This is a genomic window from Bremerella sp. TYQ1 (genome assembly GCF_020150455.1).
GTDB lineage: Bacteria > Planctomycetota > Planctomycetia > Pirellulales > Pirellulaceae > Bremerella > Bremerella volcania_A.
In genome coordinates, this window is the sequence record NZ_CP083740.1 from 6,401,153 (window position 1) to 6,421,125 (window position 19,973).

At 54.0% G+C, this 19,973-nt stretch carries 14 protein-coding genes; 4 read left to right on the plus strand and 10 right to left on the minus strand.

Going from position 1 to position 19,973, the window contains the following annotated elements:
- Positions 1 to 34 precede the first annotated feature (34 nt).
- From LA756_RS26065 to LA756_RS26075, 3 genes are all read right to left on the minus strand, one after another.
- On the minus strand, positions 35 to 859 hold the full coding sequence (locus LA756_RS26065) for a hypothetical protein (protein ID WP_224437647.1): 825 nt from the start codon (positions 857 to 859) through the stop codon (positions 35 to 37).
- Positions 860 to 921: 62 nt separating this feature from the next.
- Positions 922 to 2,019, minus strand: coding sequence for a prenyltransferase/squalene oxidase repeat-containing protein (locus LA756_RS26070; protein WP_224440440.1), 1,098 nt, complete (start codon positions 2,017 to 2,019; stop codon positions 922 to 924).
- Between the two features lie 246 nt (positions 2,020 to 2,265).
- The gene (locus tag LA756_RS26075; RefSeq protein ID WP_224437648.1) at positions 2,266 to 5,277 is read right to left on the minus strand and encodes a VWA domain-containing protein; all 3,012 of its coding nucleotides are present in this window, start codon (positions 5,275 to 5,277) and stop codon (positions 2,266 to 2,268) included.
- Positions 5,278 to 5,480: 203 nt separating this feature from the next.
- Here LA756_RS26075 and LA756_RS26080 point away from each other — a divergent pair, with 203 nt between their 5' ends.
- Entirely contained in the window at positions 5,481 to 6,365 is an 885-nt protein-coding gene (locus LA756_RS26080; RefSeq protein ID WP_224437649.1) for an ion transporter, read from the plus strand.
- Between the two features lie 38 nt (positions 6,366 to 6,403).
- The gene (locus tag LA756_RS26085; protein ID WP_224437650.1) at positions 6,404 to 6,835 is read left to right on the plus strand and encodes a VOC family protein; all 432 of its coding nucleotides are present in this window, start codon (positions 6,404 to 6,406) and stop codon (positions 6,833 to 6,835) included.
- Here LA756_RS26085 and LA756_RS26090 read toward each other — a convergent pair.
- The 7 genes from LA756_RS26090 to LA756_RS26120 all read right to left on the minus strand — a co-directional run bounded on the left by LA756_RS26090 (position 6,832) and on the right by LA756_RS26120 (position 14,378).
- Positions 6,832 to 7,257, minus strand: coding sequence for a carboxypeptidase regulatory-like domain-containing protein (locus tag LA756_RS26090; RefSeq protein WP_224437651.1), 426 nt, complete (start codon positions 7,255 to 7,257; stop codon positions 6,832 to 6,834). The two genes, LA756_RS26085 and LA756_RS26090, sit on opposite strands and share 4 nt — an antisense overlap.
- 48 nt (positions 7,258 to 7,305) lie before the next feature.
- Positions 7,306 to 8,217 (minus strand): DUF1559 domain-containing protein, encoded by a 912-nt coding sequence (locus LA756_RS26095; protein ID WP_224437652.1) that lies wholly within the window; start codon positions 8,215 to 8,217, stop codon positions 7,306 to 7,308.
- 287 nt (positions 8,218 to 8,504) lie between these two features.
- Positions 8,505 to 8,888: a hypothetical protein gene (locus LA756_RS26100; protein ID WP_224437653.1), complete on the minus strand. Its 384-nt coding sequence runs from the start codon at positions 8,886 to 8,888 to the stop codon at positions 8,505 to 8,507.
- 90 nt (positions 8,889 to 8,978) lie between these two features.
- Complete coding sequence (locus tag LA756_RS26105; RefSeq protein ID WP_224437654.1) at positions 8,979 to 9,938, minus strand: DUF1559 domain-containing protein; 960 nt, start codon at positions 9,936 to 9,938, stop codon at positions 8,979 to 8,981.
- Between the two features lie 625 nt (positions 9,939 to 10,563).
- Complete coding sequence (locus LA756_RS26110) at positions 10,564 to 11,082, minus strand: carboxypeptidase-like regulatory domain-containing protein (RefSeq protein ID WP_224437655.1); 519 nt, start codon at positions 11,080 to 11,082, stop codon at positions 10,564 to 10,566.
- Positions 11,083 to 11,149: 67 nt separating this feature from the next.
- Positions 11,150 to 12,241, minus strand: coding sequence for a DUF1559 domain-containing protein (locus LA756_RS26115; RefSeq protein ID WP_224437656.1), 1,092 nt, complete (start codon positions 12,239 to 12,241; stop codon positions 11,150 to 11,152).
- A 202-nt stretch (positions 12,242 to 12,443) separates the two neighbouring features.
- Positions 12,444 to 14,378, minus strand: coding sequence for an SLC13 family permease (locus LA756_RS26120; protein WP_224437657.1), 1,935 nt, complete (start codon positions 14,376 to 14,378; stop codon positions 12,444 to 12,446).
- 434 nt (positions 14,379 to 14,812) lie between these two features.
- On the opposite strand from LA756_RS26120, the gene LA756_RS26125 reads away from it, so the two are divergent.
- Complete coding sequence (locus LA756_RS26125; RefSeq protein ID WP_224437658.1) at positions 14,813 to 15,634, plus strand: hypothetical protein; 822 nt, start codon at positions 14,813 to 14,815, stop codon at positions 15,632 to 15,634.
- A 371-nt stretch (positions 15,635 to 16,005) separates the two neighbouring features.
- Positions 16,006 to 19,950, plus strand: coding sequence for a hypothetical protein (locus tag LA756_RS26130; RefSeq protein WP_224437659.1), 3,945 nt, complete (start codon positions 16,006 to 16,008; stop codon positions 19,948 to 19,950).
- The last annotated feature ends 23 nt before the right edge of the window (positions 19,951 to 19,973 follow it).

The following is a 19,973-nucleotide window of genomic DNA, read 5'->3' on the forward strand; positions in this document are numbered from 1 at the left end:
TCTTTCCTTGGCGTTTCCACTATCTGCGGCGGCACTAACTTGCCATGGCCGCTTGATCGTACCGAGCCAGGTACCAACCATCTCCGAGTGGAACGCTTCGCAGTAGATGATGCGGTTCGAGCAAACCACCGACGAAGGAATCAGGCTGGTTGCCATCGGGGTGCCATTCGAGCCAGACGCCTCGCTCGTTGCCAGAAAGCTGAAACCGAATTCCTCCGGCGTCACTTCGTTCGACACTGCTGAACGTCGGTCCTGATTTTGCGATCTCAGGCGTCGTCAGCAAAATAAGTGTCTTTGGCTTTCCTGCGGGGTAAGCCATAAAAGGGCCGAGATGATCTTGCTGGCCATCATGCTTAGGCCACGTGGTACGAAGCGAGTCGGCAATTGGCTCGAACGCGGCAACATGCGAATCGATTCGGAGTCGTTTGCCGACCCAGATCATTTCATCCCAGCCAGCCAGCAGACCCAGCCAGCCACAAGCCAATGAAAGTACGACCATCCATGAGGCAAGCGAGCGATATCCGCGCCCACCAAACATCAGCCCAACGGCCAAAGCTGAAAGGCTGAGCGTTGAAACGATGGCGATGGCAGCCAACGAGTAGATCTTCCAGCGGATGAAAAACGTGTTGGCGAACTCGTCCAGTGTAGAACTTTCACCGGCAAGCCCCAGTTCGTGTTGAAGGTGATCCCACGTTGAAGAGAACCGAGCGTCCCAGATGATCCACCCGGCCAAAAGCAGCAAGATGCCTGCGTTGATCAGCCAAAGGATCAGGGGATGCCGCATCGGTGCAAAGCGACCAGCCCAGGTGTTTTCCTGAGAAACGCGATTCGCGGTGGTGGGTTCAATGGGAGCGTGCATGGCAAAAAGAGAGTCCGCTCCTCTCGATGGTGAAGAGCGGACTCCGAGGGCAAGGCGAAAGCTTACTCTGCAGCATTAGCGGCAGGTTTAGAAGAATCAGCATCGCAGTAGGACAATGCCATCAGGGCGAATGCCGTTGCGAGGTTTTTATCGTTCTCGAACCAGCGACCATTTTCGTTGGCCCACGATCCATCTTCGTTCTGGCGTTCGGCCAGTTCGTTGATAAGATCTTCTCGCCAGTTGTGTGTGTTGCCTTCGGCGTCGGTCACTTCATTAAGACCTGCGGTCCCAAGACCGGCGGCGAACGTGTGGTAATAGTAGTACAAGCCGGCGCTGCCCATACCTGGGTTTTGTTCGACGCTGTAGTTATCGGAAACCCACTGTGTTGCGGCTTTCACGCGTGGATCGTCCTTCGTCAGACCAGCATAGATCATGCTCTTCAAGCCGGCATAAGTCATTGAGCCGTAGCTACGGACGCCGCCGTTTTCCGTATACCGTTCCGGCGAAGTCGAAGGATCGACTTTCTCACGAGGAATCTCGTAGAAGAAACCACCATCGTTAACTTTGCCGGCGACTTCGGTCGTGTTGTACTTGCTTTCCAGGTTCTGGCAACGCGACACGAACACGAGGGCACGCTGAATCGCTTCGTCATCTGCTTCGCTGCCGGTTTCGATGAGCGATTCAACGAGGTAGGCCGTGTTGGAAAGATCGGGACGGCTAGGACCGCCATACCCAACGCCACCAAACCAGACGTCATCCTTGGCGACTTTTCCTTCCGCGTACTGCAGCCCGGTGACGAATTCGCGAGCCTTCTTGAGCGTGTCGTTATATCGCCCGTCGGCGTTGGCCGCTTCAAAGCAAAGCATGCCAACACATGTTTCGTAGTTTCGTAAACGACCGTTGCCATAGATCCCGCCGTCTGGTTTCACGAAGCCTTCAAGCGCTTTCAAACCCTTGGCGACCACCGGATCGTCGACCGACTTGCCGTTGCGAAGAGCTCCCGTCACGGCCAAAGCAGTCAGGCCTGGTCCTGCTTGAGCGGTGAAGCTGCCGTCGTCGGCCTGGCCATTCTTTTCGAGGTAGGACAAACCTTTCGAAACAATCGCATCGAGCTTCTTTTGAGCGTCGCTCGAAATTGGGCTGTCGGCCGCTGTGGCCATCGAGCCAATCGCAAGAACCAAGCAAGGAGAAATCGCAACGAATACGCGACGGGAAATGTTCACGTTAACCTCTATGTATCTGTTGGGGGAAATGCAGGCGCGCGTCACAGGGAGTTGCAAAGAGCATGCCAGCAGACGCGAACGACGCAACCTACGGAAAAACACGTCGATTCAGATGATTGGTCATTGGTTGAGGCAACAGGCGTGTCGCACGAAATGACATGCGTGTCGCGCAGGTCGACATGGTTACTGCTCTTCGTCTTGCCGTCGTGTTTGCCGTTTGGCGTGTAGTAAGCGGTCGAGATAGCCTTGTTGCGAGTCCGTTTCGAGGCTCGGCTGAGTCGCTTCGGCCGATGCAGCAGTTTGCTGCTGTGGTACTTCGATCGTCTTAGGTGGGGAAGGATCCGTGGTCGATTCCTCCTGAGCAAACGTGTCGAGCCAATCCTGGTTGAGCTTCTCCTTTTTAGCCTTCAAGCGATTAAGCGACTCAGCCACAGGGGCTTCTTCAGCGGGACGATCGAGCATCTTCGCCCAGATTGGCCCGATCCAGGCGAAGCTCCACAAAATTCGACGATTGGCAATGTCCATGACAAATAAGCACGCGGTGGTAACCAGCACCAGGTACCAAATCGGTCGTTGGCTGCTGGCTTTCGGCAAGTCGTGACGGAAAGGGGTCGTTTCCAAGTTAGCGAGTTGTTCGTCGGTCATGTCGAGATTGAATACCTCGCCAGGTTGTCCGCCGGGGGGAGTCAGTTCGGCCAATCGCCGCAGCATAGGCAAGTTGTCGGAGCGATCGCGAAACTCTTGAGCATTCTGCACGTTCACACCGATTCTTAGCGGAGCTTGTCCCGCTTCGGGAGAAACGGCTAAGAAGTGTGCGCCGGCATGTTCCGCATCAAACTCCGCTTCGTATCGACCAGGAGCGACTTGCACGAACGCTTCGCTGATTCGGTCGGAACGAGGGCCGACGCCATTGAGTTGCGGCGAAGCGAAGTTGACGAAGTTCCCGTCATCGTCCAGGGCATTCAAAATCAGTTTTACTTTTTGCCCCTTCACCTCCGAGGCAATCAGAAAGTTGTCCGACTCGCTGGTGCTTCGCATGCTCCAACGAATCATCTGCATCAATAGTTTTTCGTTGCCTTCCCAGCCGGTCCAGTTGGTTGTCCAGCGTTGTCCTGCATCGCTCGTCCAGCAAACGCTTCGCCCAATGCCATACTGCCATGCGGCAAGCAGTGCGTTGGTTTGCCCCGATGGTTCAGGAGCCGTCAGCAGCACGTCGACCAATGGACTGTCTTTCGGCGTAGTCATCACGTAACCAGAAAAGGGAGGGAGCGACGTCGGTATCCCTTTTAAAATCTCGTGGTTGGCTGTGACTTGGGGAATCATGCCGTTGGGATTCTCGAACACCAACGGACGCGCAACTCGGCGAACTTCCTGCATGAAGATTCGCGGAATCGCTTTGGGAGAAGTGACCTGATAGAACTTGCCGCGTCCGATTGAAGCGATCTGATTCAGCAACCGCACATCGGCATCTTGCCCGACCGCGACCGAAGTAACGGTGATACCGACCTGTTGCATTTGTCTGGTCAGATTCGCGAAGTCCGCATTCGGCGTTTGGCCGTCGGTCAACACGATCATATGTTTCACGGCCGCTTCATTTGCTTGCAACTGGCGGAAGCCGTCTTCCATCGCGGGGAACATGTTCGTTCCACCCCCAGCACCAAGCCGAGAAATCATCTGCATCACAAACTGCCGATTCTTGGCTGCTTGAAGCGGAACTGTTTGCGTCGCCGAGGCATCGAACGTCGTCACGCCGATGTAGTCGCGTGGGCCCAGTGCGCGAAGAGCTTCTCGGGCGGCCGTCTTGCACCAATGAATTTTTTCGCCAGACATCGAGCCTGACTTGTCCATCACCAACATCAATGCGCCGACAGGAACGACTTTGGCATCTTTGATTTGAAACTCAAGCGGCATCGCTTCTTCGACGGGCGTGTTATGCCAACCGCCGGCTCCGAAGCTATCAGGCCCGCCGAGCATGACCAGGCCTGCCCCTAAGTTCCGGGTATTGTCTGCGAGCATTTGCATCTGGGCATCGCTAAACGCCGTCAGCCCGTTGGTGTCGCCGCTGCTGCGGGCAACGTTTGCCAACACAACGACATCGTAGGGCTGCAAGTCGGACAGCTTTGTGAATAGCTGATCGCTTGGCTGAACAGTTACCTTCAAGTTGTTACGACGAAGCATCTCGGCGAAGTCATCGAACTCGTCAGGGCGTGTCGAGTCGACGACAAGCAGGACTTGGCCGGACGACTCTATATGCGTGAACGACGTTGCACGATTGTTTTGCGTGAACCCATCCACTCCTTCACGATCGGGCGTAAACTCAGCTTCGTAGGTATAGAAACCTCCGTCCGGCAGCTCATCTTGAAAGCTGAACACGCGCGTCCCTGGCTCAAGTTCAATCGATTGCTCGACAACAACTTGATCGCGTCCGGCTCCTTTGCGAAGCACTCGAATTCGCCCCGGCACTGGTTCCTGAGCTGCGTTTTGATCCCAATGGACCCCAGGTCGATTGTTCAGCACCACTTGCACTTGAAACGGAGCCTTCTCGCGCATCGTCGCCGGCGAGGTAATCTTTTCGACGGTGATCTCCGTGCGAGCGACATCGGTAATCGGAACAACATCAATGCCGATACCTGCCTGGCTTAGCGATCGAGCAATTGGCAACGCATCCCCTAACGTCTGCTTGCCATCGGTGACAATCACAACACGTTTGGCCGCATCGACGGGAAACGCAGCTTGGGCCAGTTTCAATGCGGCTTCGAGATTGGTTTGCTGCGGATCAATGGTCGCTTCCAATTGCGACCGCAGGAACAAGTCGCCTGACCAAGGGGGGATTTCGATCGCGGCGTCGCCTCCAAAACTGATCACCCCTACGCGATCGTCTGGAACCGAATCGCGATAGGTGTTCGCGGTCGTTCGCACGTAGTCAATCACATTCTCGAGACGGTCCGCGGGAATACTCAGCGAGCGATCGACCAGATAGATCACCGTTAAACGATCGTTCGTCCGAACCAGTTCTACTTCGGACAGGGCGAGCACCACCAATAAGACGAGAACGCTTCGCAATCCGTTGGAAAGAAACCAACGCCAGCGATTGCCGATTGCGAGCCCGTTCCATGAAACCCACCACAAAGCCGGAATCAACGCCAGCAAAAACAGGAAGATTGGGCGTTCGACTGAAAACTGAAGATCGGTCATTCAGAGACTTTCCGGCAAATCGGCATCCAACAAAGCGACACGTTCATTCTACGCGAAGTGGTTCAAAAAACAGTCATCTTTGCAAGAAACCCCGGGAATTACGCTTAGTTGCGGTGGGCATCGTCGGACAGTCCGTTACGATGAAGCCACTAGGATCGGGAGATCTTTGCCTGAACGCGTCATGAAGCAACATCGGAGGCCGCATGAATTCCCAAGCACCGGAGGCAGATCAGCGGGGCACATTTCTGAAAACCGTCATCGACGGACTCGACCGTGTGGTCATTCCACTGGTCTGGTACAGCGTGATCATGCTGGCCGTGGAATGCCAGTTCTATCCCAACGATGACAGCCACGACACACCGATCTATTTCCTATGGTCCGAACGGATCGTCGCGCTGATATTTACGATGGAATATATCGTCCGCCTGATACGAAACTCAGGTCGCGGGTTTTATCCTTTCACCGCATTGGGCGTCATCGACTTAATCGCCATTGTCCCATTCTGGACCGGTTTTATTTTTACGACCGACGCTTTTCTGCACGCGATTCGTACGCTACGCGTGCTACGGATGCTGAAGTTCTTTCGCTACTCGCGCGGGCTGCAGTTGATGGCATTGGGGTTCTATCGTTCCTACTGGAACTTGCGACCGTTGATGCTGGCGACGCTGATCATGATTCTGTTTACCACGTTCGCATTGTTTGAAGTGGAAGGAATGCATCAGGAAGAGTTTCGCAGTTTGTTCACTGTCGTCTGGTTTCTGGAGGTAACGGGAACAACGGTCGGTTACGGCGATTTGTCTCCGGAATCGGTGCCCGGCAAGATCATCGTCATGTTCTATATGATTGGCGGTCTAGCGATTTTTATGGCTTGCTTCAGTGCCATCACGACCAGCTTCGATCAAGTCTTCCGTGAAGCGAACGACCCCGACTTTGATCCGCTCGATCAGTTCGATAAAGTGCGGCAAGAGAAAGAACAACTGGAAGAGCATTTCAAAGATACCGGAACGAGCGACGCCGAAGATGAGGCCGCCGAAGAAGAGGACGAGACGGAAGATCCCAGCGAACAGACCAAGCAACTTGGCGTTTGACACCCTTTACCCCACAGCAGTCGACAGGATTTCAGGCCATGGAACCGCGCGTCAGTTTAATCACTTTGGGCGTTGCCGATTTGGAACGCTCGTTAAAGTTCTATCGCGATGGTCTCGGCTTGCCGACAACATGGACCGGCGATCGTGGTGTTGTCTTCTTTCAAACGACCGGAACATGCTTGGCGTTGTATCCGCTGGACAAGTTGGCCGAAGATGTCGGCGAGGATTGGATCGGCGAAAAGCCCGCCAGGTTTACCGGGATAGCATTGGCTCATAACGTCCGTCAAAAGGACGAAGTCGATCAGATTCTACAGCAAGCCGAAGCAGCAGGTGCCAAAATAGAAAAGCCGGGGCAGGACACCTTTTGGGGTGGCTACTCCGGCTATTTCTCTGATCTTGACGGTTATCTGTGGGAAGTGGCTTACGGTGCCTTCGAGTTCAACGAAGATGGCAGCCTGCAAATTCCCTAGGGACGCTTGGCTCCCTTTTTCATTTCGTCGAGCGAAAAGTTGAATTCGTTGTCGCCAGGTTCAACGTTGGCGGTCAGTTCTGACTGCTTGTTGTACTTCGGCGGCAAGATCTCTGGTTGCCAGCGAGTCTCGCCGGTCTCGGGATTTTCAATACGGTCTTCGGTCGTGATGGCAACCGTATGATTGCCGACCAAAGCTCCCCATTCGCGTCCCATGAAATTCAACTTGAACTCTCCAGCCTCATTGGTTTTACCGTACGAAGGCCGTCCGTTGGCTGGTTGAAAGCGAACCGTCGCGTCACGCAGCGGTTCCCCTTGCAGCGTGACGGTGCCATGAACGTCGGCAAAGTCGAGGTCTGGCTTTCCGCTGAAACAACCCAGCATGGTGGTTAAGCCCACCAGCAACGCCAATCGATATGCCATGAGTGAATCTCCTTATAGCTAAGAATCTGGCTGAGAAAACGCCGCGGCTTAATATTCGCCGAGCGTCACACCATCAGCGCGATTCGAGAGATTCTGGTACGTGTTCTGGTCAATCGTTTCACTGATGAAATGAACGCTGCCGTCACCAAACGCGAACATCGCTCCGCCTGGATGAAGACTGCTGAACCAGTGTTGATACTGCCAGTTGGTGATCTGCGGCTCGTTGAGCGGGTAGCCTGTGCACCCAGCGACTTCCAGCGAACCGTAATAGCCACTGTTGTCTTGGTTGCCGTCGGAAGTCCCTGCCCACTGAGTCGGGGAATTTCGTTCGTTGTAGTTCGGGTGGAAAGCACGTTCGCCGACAACCATCGTGTTGGACGAACCATCGGTGATGTCACGGAATCCGTAACCATCAACGCGGTGCGAGAAAATACCCGACGCAGACGGCGTTGGGCCTTCGTCGTAGTAATAGGCGCGTGGACCATGTCCGTTGACGCCAGGATAGCTGGATAAGCCAAGATTCACGCCTGAGACGGCTCGCGGCGACGTATCGCTCGAGCGTGCATCGGAAGGGCAAGTGTAAGCTTCCAGCGGCAGGCCCAAGATGTCTTCACCTGCAGTCGTGTTGGCGGCATCGGCCAACGTTTGCTTGCCGACGCGTAGCTGATCGTAGATGTTCGACTGTTCCAGCATGGGCAAGATCAACGCACTCCACGCCCACGACGCATCGGTCGGGGTCGCTTCGCGAACGATCATCGGCGGGAAACTGCCATGGGTGTCATGGTAGTTGTGGAGGGCAATGCCCAATTGTTTCTGATTGTTCGAGCAAGACATGCGTCGGGCCGCTTCTCGAGCTTGCTGCACTGCCGGCAACAATAAAGCGATCAAGACACCGATGATGGCAATCACCACCAACAATTCCACCAGGGTAAACCCCGATGCATTTCGTTTCAGAGCCATAATTTTGTCCGTACGAATGAGAAATGAAGTCGCGAATGCGCATGACGGAGTGGGCAGCAGGGCGCATCAGCTAAGGGAAAAGGGGTGGGAAACGCGAAAGTAAAAAATCTCACAAACGTTGCGTTTCCAATACTTATTTATATAAAATCTCGGGATATCAACTAGGGAAATTCCCGGCAATATCGTGAAGTTTTTGAGGCAAGGGAGATTTGCATGCCCTTGGCACGCATTGCGGGGGAAGCGAGCGACAAGTCGAACGTCACTCGCAGGTAGGTTTGAGCAATCTGTTACTTCTTCGGTCGATCGATTACGACCTCGGTGCCCTCGCTAGTCATGGGAACCTGAATACTCAAATCGGTCGATCGATAATCCAAATAACGCTTATGGACGATCGGAGCGTAGTTGCCGGTAGCGTCTGGCTCTAACACACCTCCGAGCGTGATCTTGTAGGTCCCAGCCGGCAGTCCTTTCTCGACGGCAAAATTGCCTTCGCTATCAATCGGAGCAATGTCTGAGTATGACCCATCGTCAAAGATCAACTCGCCTTGGCTGAGAGGCGTTCCGTCGTCGTAATGGATCGTTCCATAGACGGCGTTCTCGGTTTGCTGAGAACAGCCGATTACCGCGCCAAGCAGTAACAAACAGGACAGTATCGATACGATTCGTGGCATGGGATTGCTTTTCGTTGAGAGGTTGCAGGAGGTGGAGGCGACGAGAATCATGCTTCGGATCGTCGTCGCCCTGGGCGAATGTCGGTCGGCTTAAAATTCGCCAATGACATTGCCATCCATCGCGTTGCCCAGGTTCTCGAGCGTGCTTTGCGAGATGTTCGTCGAGATCGGTCGCACCGAACCATCGCCAAGCACAAACTGGGTGATGCCAGGGTGCCAACTGCCGTGCCCCTGTCCACTGTCTGGTCGTGCGTTGTCGTTCGGTCCGCGTCCCAAGCGAAGACGAATCGAACTTGCCACGGCAAACTCACGCCAGCTGTCGGAGGTATACAGAAATGAACCGTCGGCCCCGGTTTCGCCACAGCAAACACCCAGTTGATCTTTGCCGATACCCTTTTCGCCGAACATCAGCGTGTTGCTCAGGCCGTCGGTGACACGCGAGAACGAATCGCGCGGACGAGCATCGCCACATGGGTTATTGTCGCCACCGTTGACGGGAATACCGACGCGAAGCATGCTCATCGTTTCGTTAACGTGCGAGCTGTCGTTGGGGTTGTAATAGAAGTTGAAGACAGGGTTCGATGAGTCGTAGCCGACGGCGCTATAGTCGCTCCAAGGCCCTTGCTGACCGCCATCCCCTTTCATCTGCACGCCACTGCGACGCGAAGGGCAAGTCATATACGAGATCGAACTGATCCCTTCCTTCTCTTGTTGCGTGAAGTTCTCGAAGATCGTGTCCTTCCAGTTATCGGTATTCACCGAGTGCAACAGTTCGTACTGGGCGTTCTGTTCGGCGAACGGCATCAGGTGAACCCACACGCTGTATCCTTGCTGGCAGTTCACCAGCGGCGGCATCTTCGTGTAGGTGTCGTGGAACATGTGCGCGGCAAGGCCGATCTGCTTCAAGTTGTTCGAGCACTCACTACGCCGAGCCGCCTCGCGAGCTTGCTGAACCGCTGGTAACAACAGGGCAATCAAGACGCCAATGATGGCGATCACGACTAAGAGCTCGACCAAGGTAAAACCAGATCGAATCCGTCTTTTATGCATTGTGAGGGGCCTTTCTACGTCCGCAGGAGTGGGCTGGGCAAAGCGTCGCATGGTGCAGGAATGGGGGTATCGATACCGCTCTCTCGGGATTGTGCAGCAAGATGCGGCATTGCTGACGCTTATCCTTAACAATAGATACGACGAGAGCCGGTCGATGTCTACAGCTAATGCCAAGCAACTTGCGAGGAGTTGCTGAGATAAAAAATAAGAATTAAGTAGAATACACCTGCAGTGCGAGATTGCTTCATCCATTAGAGCGATATCGCCATTGGCATGGACCATCGCCTCTTTTGTGCAGACGTGTTGCTACTACAGGGACATCAACCACTTAGAACGCAACGCCGCTGATCGCACCAGGTAACGCCTCACGATGGTGCATCGGTTAACCACAAATCGAACTACGCCAATCGAGCCGTTCGGTAAACCGCGAAAATGGATTCTCCACTCGCTGTGGATTGCCGAGTCCCTTTTGCCGTGCTGGACAACTGGCGAAACGTGAGACCATTTCGCTCGCTTAGGCCACATAAAAAAGGCCTCGATGGATTGCACATCGAGGCCCTTTTCATTTCGATCGATATCGTTCCGCCAACTCGGGTCGAGTGTCGTCGGCGTAGAATCGGAGACGTTACTTCAAGTCGAAGACAAACTCATTTGCATCGTTCGGCTTCACTTCTGCTTTCAGTTCCGTGGCTGCTGCCGCAGAATATTTGCGTGGCAACATTTCGACTAACGGTGGAAGCTCCATACCTGGCGGTTGAACCGATCCTTGTTCAGAAGCTTTGTTGATGGCATCCATCTTCTTGTCGTATTCCGCTTGCGTCATGCCAGGAGGCGGAATCTTCTTCGAGACCGTAACTTCGTAGTCTCCGGCAATGGCCCCTTCCACATCGGCCTGGCCGCTGAGATGGGTGGTCAAAACAAACTTGCCATCGGCGTCGGTCTTACCCAGGGCGATCTCTCCCTGGGCAATGTTCTTCGATCCACGGCTGAAGATCACCGTTGCGTTTTCAACGGGATCTCCCTTGTAGGTGACTTGGCCCGAGACTTTTTCCGTCTTCGGCAAGCCCGAATTATTGCAACCGTATAAAGCCGTCGATCCAAGTAATAAAAACGTCACGAAAGCGACATTCTGGACGTAGCGCATTGTTGCCCATTCCTCTGATAAGACGAGACAAAGCGAATAAGAAAACCGGTAATCTGCTGGCACAATGCTATGGAAGCGAAACCGTCTCGCCGCCAGCTTTGCTACCCAACGCTCCCCACACGCCGTAAGGACTGATTCCGCTTGTCGCCTCGGCGGCGGTCAAGTTACCGGTATCAATGGTTTCAGGAATGAACTGCACGGAAGCGTCGGCCATCAGTACCATGACGCCGCCCGGGTGATAACTGCTGGCGCTGAACAAACCCCAAGAGTCTCCCCAGTTGTCGCGAGCACACGAAGGACTGTTCGGAGGAAGAACGGTCGTCACGCCAGTAAACGCTGGGTAACCATCAAACCACTGAACCCCGACAGCGCGATCGGTTTGAACCGATTGCGAAGTAAGGTAACGCCCTTGGCTGGCAGTCGTCATGCAATCGATCGGCGATGCATTCAAGCCACTTACGTTGTTCGCGAAAAAGCCTTTGATGTTGCGAGTGTCGCCAGAAACACCAAACGCACGCTCGGCCATCATGATCGTATTGCTCGTTCCATCGGTGATCGAGCTCATATCGATTTGCGACTTCTTACCAGCATCGACACGACCAAAAATACCGCGTGGGTTTTCCAGGTTATGGTTGTTGTTAATCGAGTCGCCCAGGCTCACTGCGTAACTTCGAGCACCAAACGAGTTCCCCCAAATATTGGCAGGTGTCGAAGGATTGGATGGACAGACAAACGCATCGAACTTCGCCACATAGGGCGGATACCACGCTCGCTCGCGAATCGGACCAAACTCCAGTACGTCGGTGCTGTTGAAGGTGCCAGGCTTTGACATAATTTCGTAAACGGCCGGCTGCTCGATAAACGGCAGGATAAACATCAACCCGCTGTTGCGTCCTTCGTTTCCTCTCGGGTTCGTGCTGCGCGTTCCACCGTTGTTGTTTCGCAGGGCCGGAAAATGCAGGAAGGTATCGTGATGGTTGTGAATGGCGAGCCCCATCTGTTTCAGGCGATTCGAGCAGTCCATTCGCCGTGCCGCTTCTCGAGCTTGTTGAACCGCCGGCAATAAAAGCGCGATCAAAACACCGATGATGGCGATCACCACCAATAGTTCGACCAACGTAAAGCCACCCCGATTCCTCGGGAAATCTTTTGTGCGCATCAGTAAAAACCCTTTGGAAAAATAAAGAATGAGTCCATGCCAATGGAAGGAAACGGCACCACGATAAGAGTATGAAGGAGCGTTTCGTCACTGAGAGGTATCTGCGTACCCGCACAATGCCTAAACCCAACGTAGGCATTGTTAGCAATAACGACAAGAGAAATCCTGGAAATACCAGAGATTTTGTAGGCGGTTCGTTTTGTTAAAACGACCAGATTCGTGGGATGAGTACGATTGCGGTGATGGCGATAAGGATGGCCAGGGGAATGCCGGACTTGAGGTAGTCGCGCGGGGTGTAACCGCCGGGACCCATCACCATCAAGTTGGTTTGGTAGCCGATCGGCGTCAGGAAGGCCATCGACGCCCCGATGGCGATCACCATGATGAAAGGACGCGGACTGACGTCACCTTCTTGACCAATCGCCACGGCAATCGGCAGCAGCAGCGCCGCGACGGCAGTGTTGGTGATCATTTCGGTAAAGACGACCGTCATCAGGTAGATCACAATCAACAGCACGAACGGGTTCACGCCAACGGCCGAAACGAGTCCTTCGGCGATCATTTGCGCGGCCCCACTTTCCCACAGGGCATTGCCCAAGCCTAATGCGGCGGCAATGGTCACGACCACTTGAATATCGAGAGCACTACGTGCTTCGGAAGCGGAAAGGCACTGAGTCAAAATCATCAGGCCGGCAACCGTCAGCGCGGCAATCGCCGGGCTGCCCCAGCCACCAGCGAATTCGAGTCCAGAGAAGACCGACGTCAAGCAAAGCCATAGGATCAGCAAGATCATCAAGCTGCCAGACAGGATGGCTCGATCATGACGGCGCGGCTCGGCGTCGTCGACGCTACTGACCAAATAAAAGTCGCGGTTGTTACGATGCTGCGAAATGAAATCGCTGCGTGTTTGCAGCAATAGTGTGTCGCCAACTTCCAGCACGATGTTACCGATTTTGTTCGGCAAACGTTGACCATTTCGATGCACGGCCACAACAGCGGCGTTATACAACTGGCGGAAGTTCGCTTTCCGAACGGTCGTACCGATCAGCGGCGAAGAAGGACTGAGAACCACTTCGGTCAGGTGACGCTGAACACGCGACTGCGGATGAAACTCATACGTTCGATCGGCGGCCGGAATGAGCCCAGGGATTTTCTCGAGATCAACGATCGTGTTCACTAACCCGGTAAACACGAGGCGATCGCCGGAACGAACAAAGTCGCGTGGCGTGACCGGCGTAATGATGTCGCCGTCGCGATCGATTTCAATCAGAAACAATCCATGCAAATTTCGCAGGCCAGCCGCTTCAACTGTTTTGTCAATCAGCGGACAGTCTGGCTGAACCTGCATTTCGACTAAGTACTCGCGTTGTTGATCGCCCAGCTGCTCCATGATGTCGCGTTTGCCAGGCAAAAAGCGTTGGCCCAAGATCAACATGTACAAGCTGCCGACAAGGGCACACGGAACACCGATCCAACTGATCTCGAAGAAGCCCATCGGCTGAACGTTAGGAAGAACGCGTTGGCGATTAGCAAGTTTTTCTTGTAGCGCCGGTCGATCGGCATCGTTGGCCGTGGCAATCTGACTTTCCAGTTGGGTGATTTCTTCCTGAACGATCACGACGCTGTCGCGCAGCTTTTCATTGACGACCAGCGTGGTGCTGGTTCCGATCAATGTGCAAACGCCACCCAGGATGGTCAGATAACTGAGAGGCAGCAAGATTTTGGAAGGGGACAGATTGCGTTGCCGGCACCAATCGAGAATGACCGGCATCATCATCGCGACCAATGCAGTGTTCAAAACAAACGCCGCGGAAACGACGATCGGTCCTGTCAATCGGAGCAGGGCAGAGCGTTCGTCTGTCGCGCGGCCAAGGATCTTCGAGCCAATCCAATCGAGGACGCCTGTCTTTCGTAGGCCGGCTGAAACGACCAGCAACGCACTGATGGCAATCACCGCACGACTGGAAAACCCACTGATCGCGGTCGACGGCGTGATGACACCAAACAGCGTGACAAAGCAAAGCGCCAACAAGAACAGAAGATCGACAGGAACGCGCCGAGCGAACTGAATCGCCAGGAAGACAGCCAGCGTGGTCGCGATGGCAATCCAGGGATGAGCGGCTTGCAGAAATTCCATTGGTGGCGTTATTTCCAGACACGATCTGAGGTGTCGAAGGCATCGATGGGGGAAGGCAATCCATTTTCGAGAGGATTGCGTTGAGCGGTAGTAGGCCCCTCTTTCGGTTTTCGACCATCGAGGGTGCGGGAGGTCTGTGAAAAAAGGTGCGGAATGTGACGGCACCTGGTTAACGCATTTTGCCTGACTTATTCAATGGGCCTAATGGGTTCATTTTGAAGTCGACGATACCCTAGTCTAGCTAAACTACCTACCAAATACGCGATGCAAGGATTGCCTAAGTTTCCTAATCGCGTTCTATCGAGAATACTCTGGGAGGATACAGAGGAATGCACTGCCGCACGTTTGCCCGCTTATTTGCGTCACTAATTATAACTTTTTGTTGTACAAGCGTACAGGTAAAGGCCGCCGAGTCTTCACCAAGTATGCCCCTGGTGAGCGTCCAATTGACGCCAGAATTCCATCCCGAAGTGGAGTTCCGCATTGCGGAAGCGTTGAAGCGGCCGCCGTTCCAATGGAGCATGCTTCGCGATCATACGTTCGCGGAAATCTCGGAACCGGTTGCAAAGAAAGAGGTTGCGGCTGAGATGATCGCAGAGTGGGAGTCGCTTCTGAATAACCCGATTCACGTGGACTTCCAAGACACCGTCAACGCCCACTTACGAGCAATCATCAAGGCTGAATTCGAGTCACAAGTTGCTAACCTGAAATATGTTACGTCGCACGATGTGCTGTCGGAATCTTCCCCAAGCGAGATTCAGCTCGACCAGCTTCCGGATGTTCACACCGGTGAGGAAATCGTCGATCTAATCCAGATAGACAATCTGCCCCAAGTGCATACTGGGGAAGAGGTTATGGAACTGATCGCTCAGGACGAAGCTCAGTTTCCGCTCGATCCTTATGGCTATGCAGAGTACAACCACTACTTCGAGCCAGAGATCTACGATTGGTTCGTATTCGTAACCGATGACCTGACAGTGGTTTACGTCTACGAAAACAGCGACGAAATGCCAAGTCGCGTCGACCCGGTACTGCTCGCTGAAAAGAACGCTCAGCCAGACGTTCCTGAATCGTTCAAAGTTGTTGTACGAGAACAAGTTAGATCGCTGTTCGCTGGCGAATACTCATTATTTGAGATGGCCACGCAATTCCAGCAACACTGGACCAGTTTTACCCAGCCGATCTCGATTGCCTCGCTTAAACAAACCGAGCTCCTGCCAATTCACCGGGTATCGCATCTACCAGATTTGTTCTAATTTTAGCAAGTCGCTTCTAGATCGTGACTTATGATAGAACAGGCAAGGGAGCTACGGCTCCCTTTACGCCGTTTTCCGAGCGGCGAATCTCCCCAGTCAGGGGATGCCTGCAGGAACGACCCGTTTCATCTATTTTCTCAAAATGTTAATCCAGCTAAACTTAAGCGGATTCGCTGTTTTTTGGTGGCAGTAATTGCAGCCGGGAAATAGAATTAGGGTTCAGACTGGGACGCAATCCCTGCGCGGAGAACGTTTTCCGTCGGAAAAGTCCGTACATTTAGGGCTTGCCTGACTCAGTCGACCTGCGGCCGTTTCGGAACAGAGTCGCATCGAACAACACTTCTCACGATATCTATTTTGGAGTTTCGACTATGCCTAAGCGTGAGCACTTCGAGCAGTGTCTCTCGGCATTTTTGGCAATCGGGCTGGCCGTTCTTTGGGTAGCTCCGACGATGGCAGAAGACGCCACGCGAGTTACCACCTATCAACAAGCGGCCGGTCCTCGCTACTTCGCCATGAGTGTTTCTCTTGAAGAGAAGCCGGAAGCCAAGCCTTCAGAAGTCGTGGTGATGGTCGATACTTCTGCCAGCCAGGCGGGAATCTTCCGCACCGATTCAATCGCCTCGGCCAAAGCATTGATGAAAGCGCTTCCAAGTGATTGCCGCGTGCAACTGTTTGCCGGCGACATCATGGCCGTGCCGATGACCAAAAGTTTCGTGCAGCCTGGCAGCAGCGAAATGGCGGAAGCCTTCGCCGCTCTGGAAAACCGAACACCGCTCGGGGCAACCGACATGGCTGCTCTTATTAGCGACTCGGTGGCAGCATTCTCGAAGAGTGACAAGCTCAATCGTTCGATCGTTTACATCGGCGATGGCAGCAGCCGTGCAAACTTCCTTTCGGAGACTGAATTCAAGGACGTTATTGCGAAGCTTCGTGATAACAAAGTTGCTTTGACTTCGCTCGCGATCGGTCCAGATCGTGACATCGAAACGCTCGCTACGCTGGCGAATCATTCCGGCGGCATGCTGCAAATCGACACCCGCGAAATTCCTGCTGAGCAAGCAGGCGTTCAATTGGCTGCTTATGCAACGACCCCCGTTGTTTGGCCCGCTTCGGTCAAGTATTCGGCGAACGTGGCGGAAGCTTATCCAAGTCAATTTCCACCGCTGCGAGCGGATCGCGATTCGATCGTCGTTGGTGTGCTCGACACCGATGCTCCTGTCAGTGTGGAAGTGAAAGGAAGTGGTGCATTTGCTCATAAGTGGACCGCTAATCCTGAAAAAACTAATGAAGATCACGCTTACCTTCCTCAACTGATCGAGTTGGCGCAGAAGGATCAAGGCTTGAACCTCCCGACGGTTGGTTCAGCTGGTTTGCGTGAAACGGCCAGCGTGCTGATGGCTTCGGCCGACGAATATGCTCGCCTTGGAAGCCAAGCCCTTGCCGCTGGCGACAAGGAAGGGGCGGCTCGACTCGCGAAAGCTGCCATGGAAATCGATCCAGGCAACCCACGAGCCCAAGCAGTTGCCAAAGCTGCCGAGAAAGTGGAAGGCGATAAGCCTGCCGAAGAGAAAGCTCCTGTCAATCAAGGTGCTTCGGCTCGCCGAAATCCATTCCAGTTTGTCGCTTTCCAAAACGATGGTTCCAGTGATGCAGCTGCTCCTTTGAATCTAGGTGCGGATGACGGTCGTTTCCTCAACGACGTTGATCTCGATCGTGTTCGTAATGCTCGCGTGATCGAAGCGGAAGTGACCAACCGGCTCGCCGCTGCTCGCGAACAGATGAGCACCGATCCAGATGGAACGCGTGATGCCCTGAAGTTGCTGCTGGATAATCTGGAGCGTGCTCCTGACTTGAATCCAGACGTGCGTGCTCGTCTGCGAAATCAGATCATTGCAGCCATTCGCGAATCGTCGGCTCGTGCCGTGGAAGTGGAAGCTCGCCGTGCGGAAATCGCCGAGCGTGAAGCGATCGCTCAAGAACGCATTGCTCTTACCGAGCAGCTTCTGCGTGACGAAGAACGTGCTCGCGTGATCATGGAAATGTTCGACGCGTTGATGGACGAAGGAAAATACTCGGAAGCCTTGGCAGGTGCCCAGGAAGTTCGAGCGATGGACCCTTACAACCAAGCGGCTGTCGCTGGCGTTGAAATCGCGGAAATCGTCGGTAACTACCGCTCGATGATGGCGATCAAAGAAATCCGCTACCAGCGGATGGTCGACACGCTCTTTGAAGTCGAAAAGTCGCACGTGCCGTTCCCGGATGAACCACCGATTGTCTATCCAGATGCTGAATTCTGGGAAGAGATCTACTACCGAAAAGAGAAGTACGGTTCGGTTGACTTGGCTTCGACAGGTACTGCCGAGCAGAAGATCTTCCAGCAGTTGGAAGCCGAAACGAAGATTCAGTTTATCGATACGCCACTGGAAGAAGTGGTCGGTTATCTGAAACAGCTTCACGGCATCGAAATTCAAATCGACAATCGTGCTTTGGAAGATGTTGGTCTTTCGACCGATACCCCAGTCACGCGAAACATCGAAGGTATTTCGCTCCGTTCGGCTCTGCGTTTGATGCTGAAGGAACTTGATCTGACGTACATCGTCGCTAACGAAGTGCTGATGATCACGACGCCTGAAGAAGCGGAAAGCGAATTGATCACTAAGGTGTATCCTGTCGCTGACTTGGTTCTGCCAGTTTCGGCCCAGATCGGTACGCTTGGCGGCGGTGGCAATGGTGTCAACGGCGGCGGTGGTTTCGGCGGCGGCGGTGGCGGTGGTGCCTTTAACGGCAACAACCAAGGTGGCTTCGGCGGTGGTGGCGGTGTCTTCGCTGTGGCCGACGAAAAGACCGTCAGCAAAATCGAAGACGTGAAAGCTGCACAACCAGCTGAAGAAGCAGAAGTCGATCCTGCTACGGCAGAAAAAGAGCCTTTCATTCTGAAGGTCAACGACGGCGAAACTCGTCTGCAGGCTTGGGAACGAGCTTTTGAAACCGAAGAACGTATTCCAGCGATTGCCGTGCGAAGCGAAGTTCGACGTGCCATGGCTGCCAAGCGATACAGTGACGTGACCGGTGTTATTCAGTTGGCACTGCGTAACGGACAACTGCAGCCTTGGATGTACGAAGCAATGGCGTTGGCAATGCAGCTTGATCATGCTCCTAAGCAAGAAATCGAACGTGCCCTGATGAGTGCTATCGATTTCTCGACAGGGCCGAATCACATGCTGGTTGTTGCTGCTCTGATGTCTCGTTTGGACTTGGACGCACGAGCTTTGAAGCTCTACCAGGACGTCTCGCAAATGGAACCACTTCGTCCGGAACCCTACGCGGCTGGTTTAGCGGTCGCGGAACGTTTGGAAGACGAAGATGCCATTCGCTGGGCATGCATCGGCATTTTGTCGCAGGAATGGCCCAAGGAACGACTCAACGTTCGTACGGATGCTTTCAACATTGCCAAGGCACAGTTGCAGAAGTTGATCGACGAAAAACGATCCGAGGAAGCCAAGGCCTTCAACGATCAAATTCGCGAAGCACTCGTGCGTGATGCGATCGTGAAAGTGACCTGGTCAGGCGAATCAGACTTAGACTTAGTCGTGGAAGAACCAAGTGGAAGCGTTTGCTCGCAACATAATCCTCGCACGATCTCCGGCGGGATCTTCCTCGGCGATGCAGCATCTTCGCTGGCGGATGCCGGGACCGACGGTGCCTACGAAGTTTACGTGTTGCCGAAGGGCTTCAAGGGCGACTACAAAATGCTCGTCCGAAAAGTTTGGGGCGACGTGACCGCAGGTAAAATTACCGTGGACGTCTTCACCAACTACGGAACCGACGAGCAGCACCACGAACGTCGTCAGTTGGAACTTGGCAAGGACGGTGCTTTGGTCACCTTCAATGTGCCAACGGGCCGCCGAACCGAAAGCCTCTCGGAACAGCAGGTTCAAGTGGCTGTCGAAACGCAAGCCGCAATGACACGTGAAATTGTCGCTGCGAAGCTAAATTCCGCTTCGGAAAGCTCGACTGCCTCGGAAGAATATGTTGCTGACGTCAACAACGGATCGAACGATTTCGTTCGCCGCGTTCGTAACTCGGTGGGTTACCGCCCAGTGATTACGACTCTTCCTGAAGGTACAAACTTCTCGGCATTCGCTGTGGTTTCGGCAGACCGTCGTTATGTGCGATTCAACGGTACGCCACTTTTCTCGGCGATTGGTGAAGTTACCTCCTACACGTTCTCCGGTACCAACACCGGGGCACAAACCGACAACACTGGCGGTGGTAACAACACCGGCGGTATCGGCGGCGGCGGTTTCTTCTAATCGCTGCGAAAGAAGATCAGACA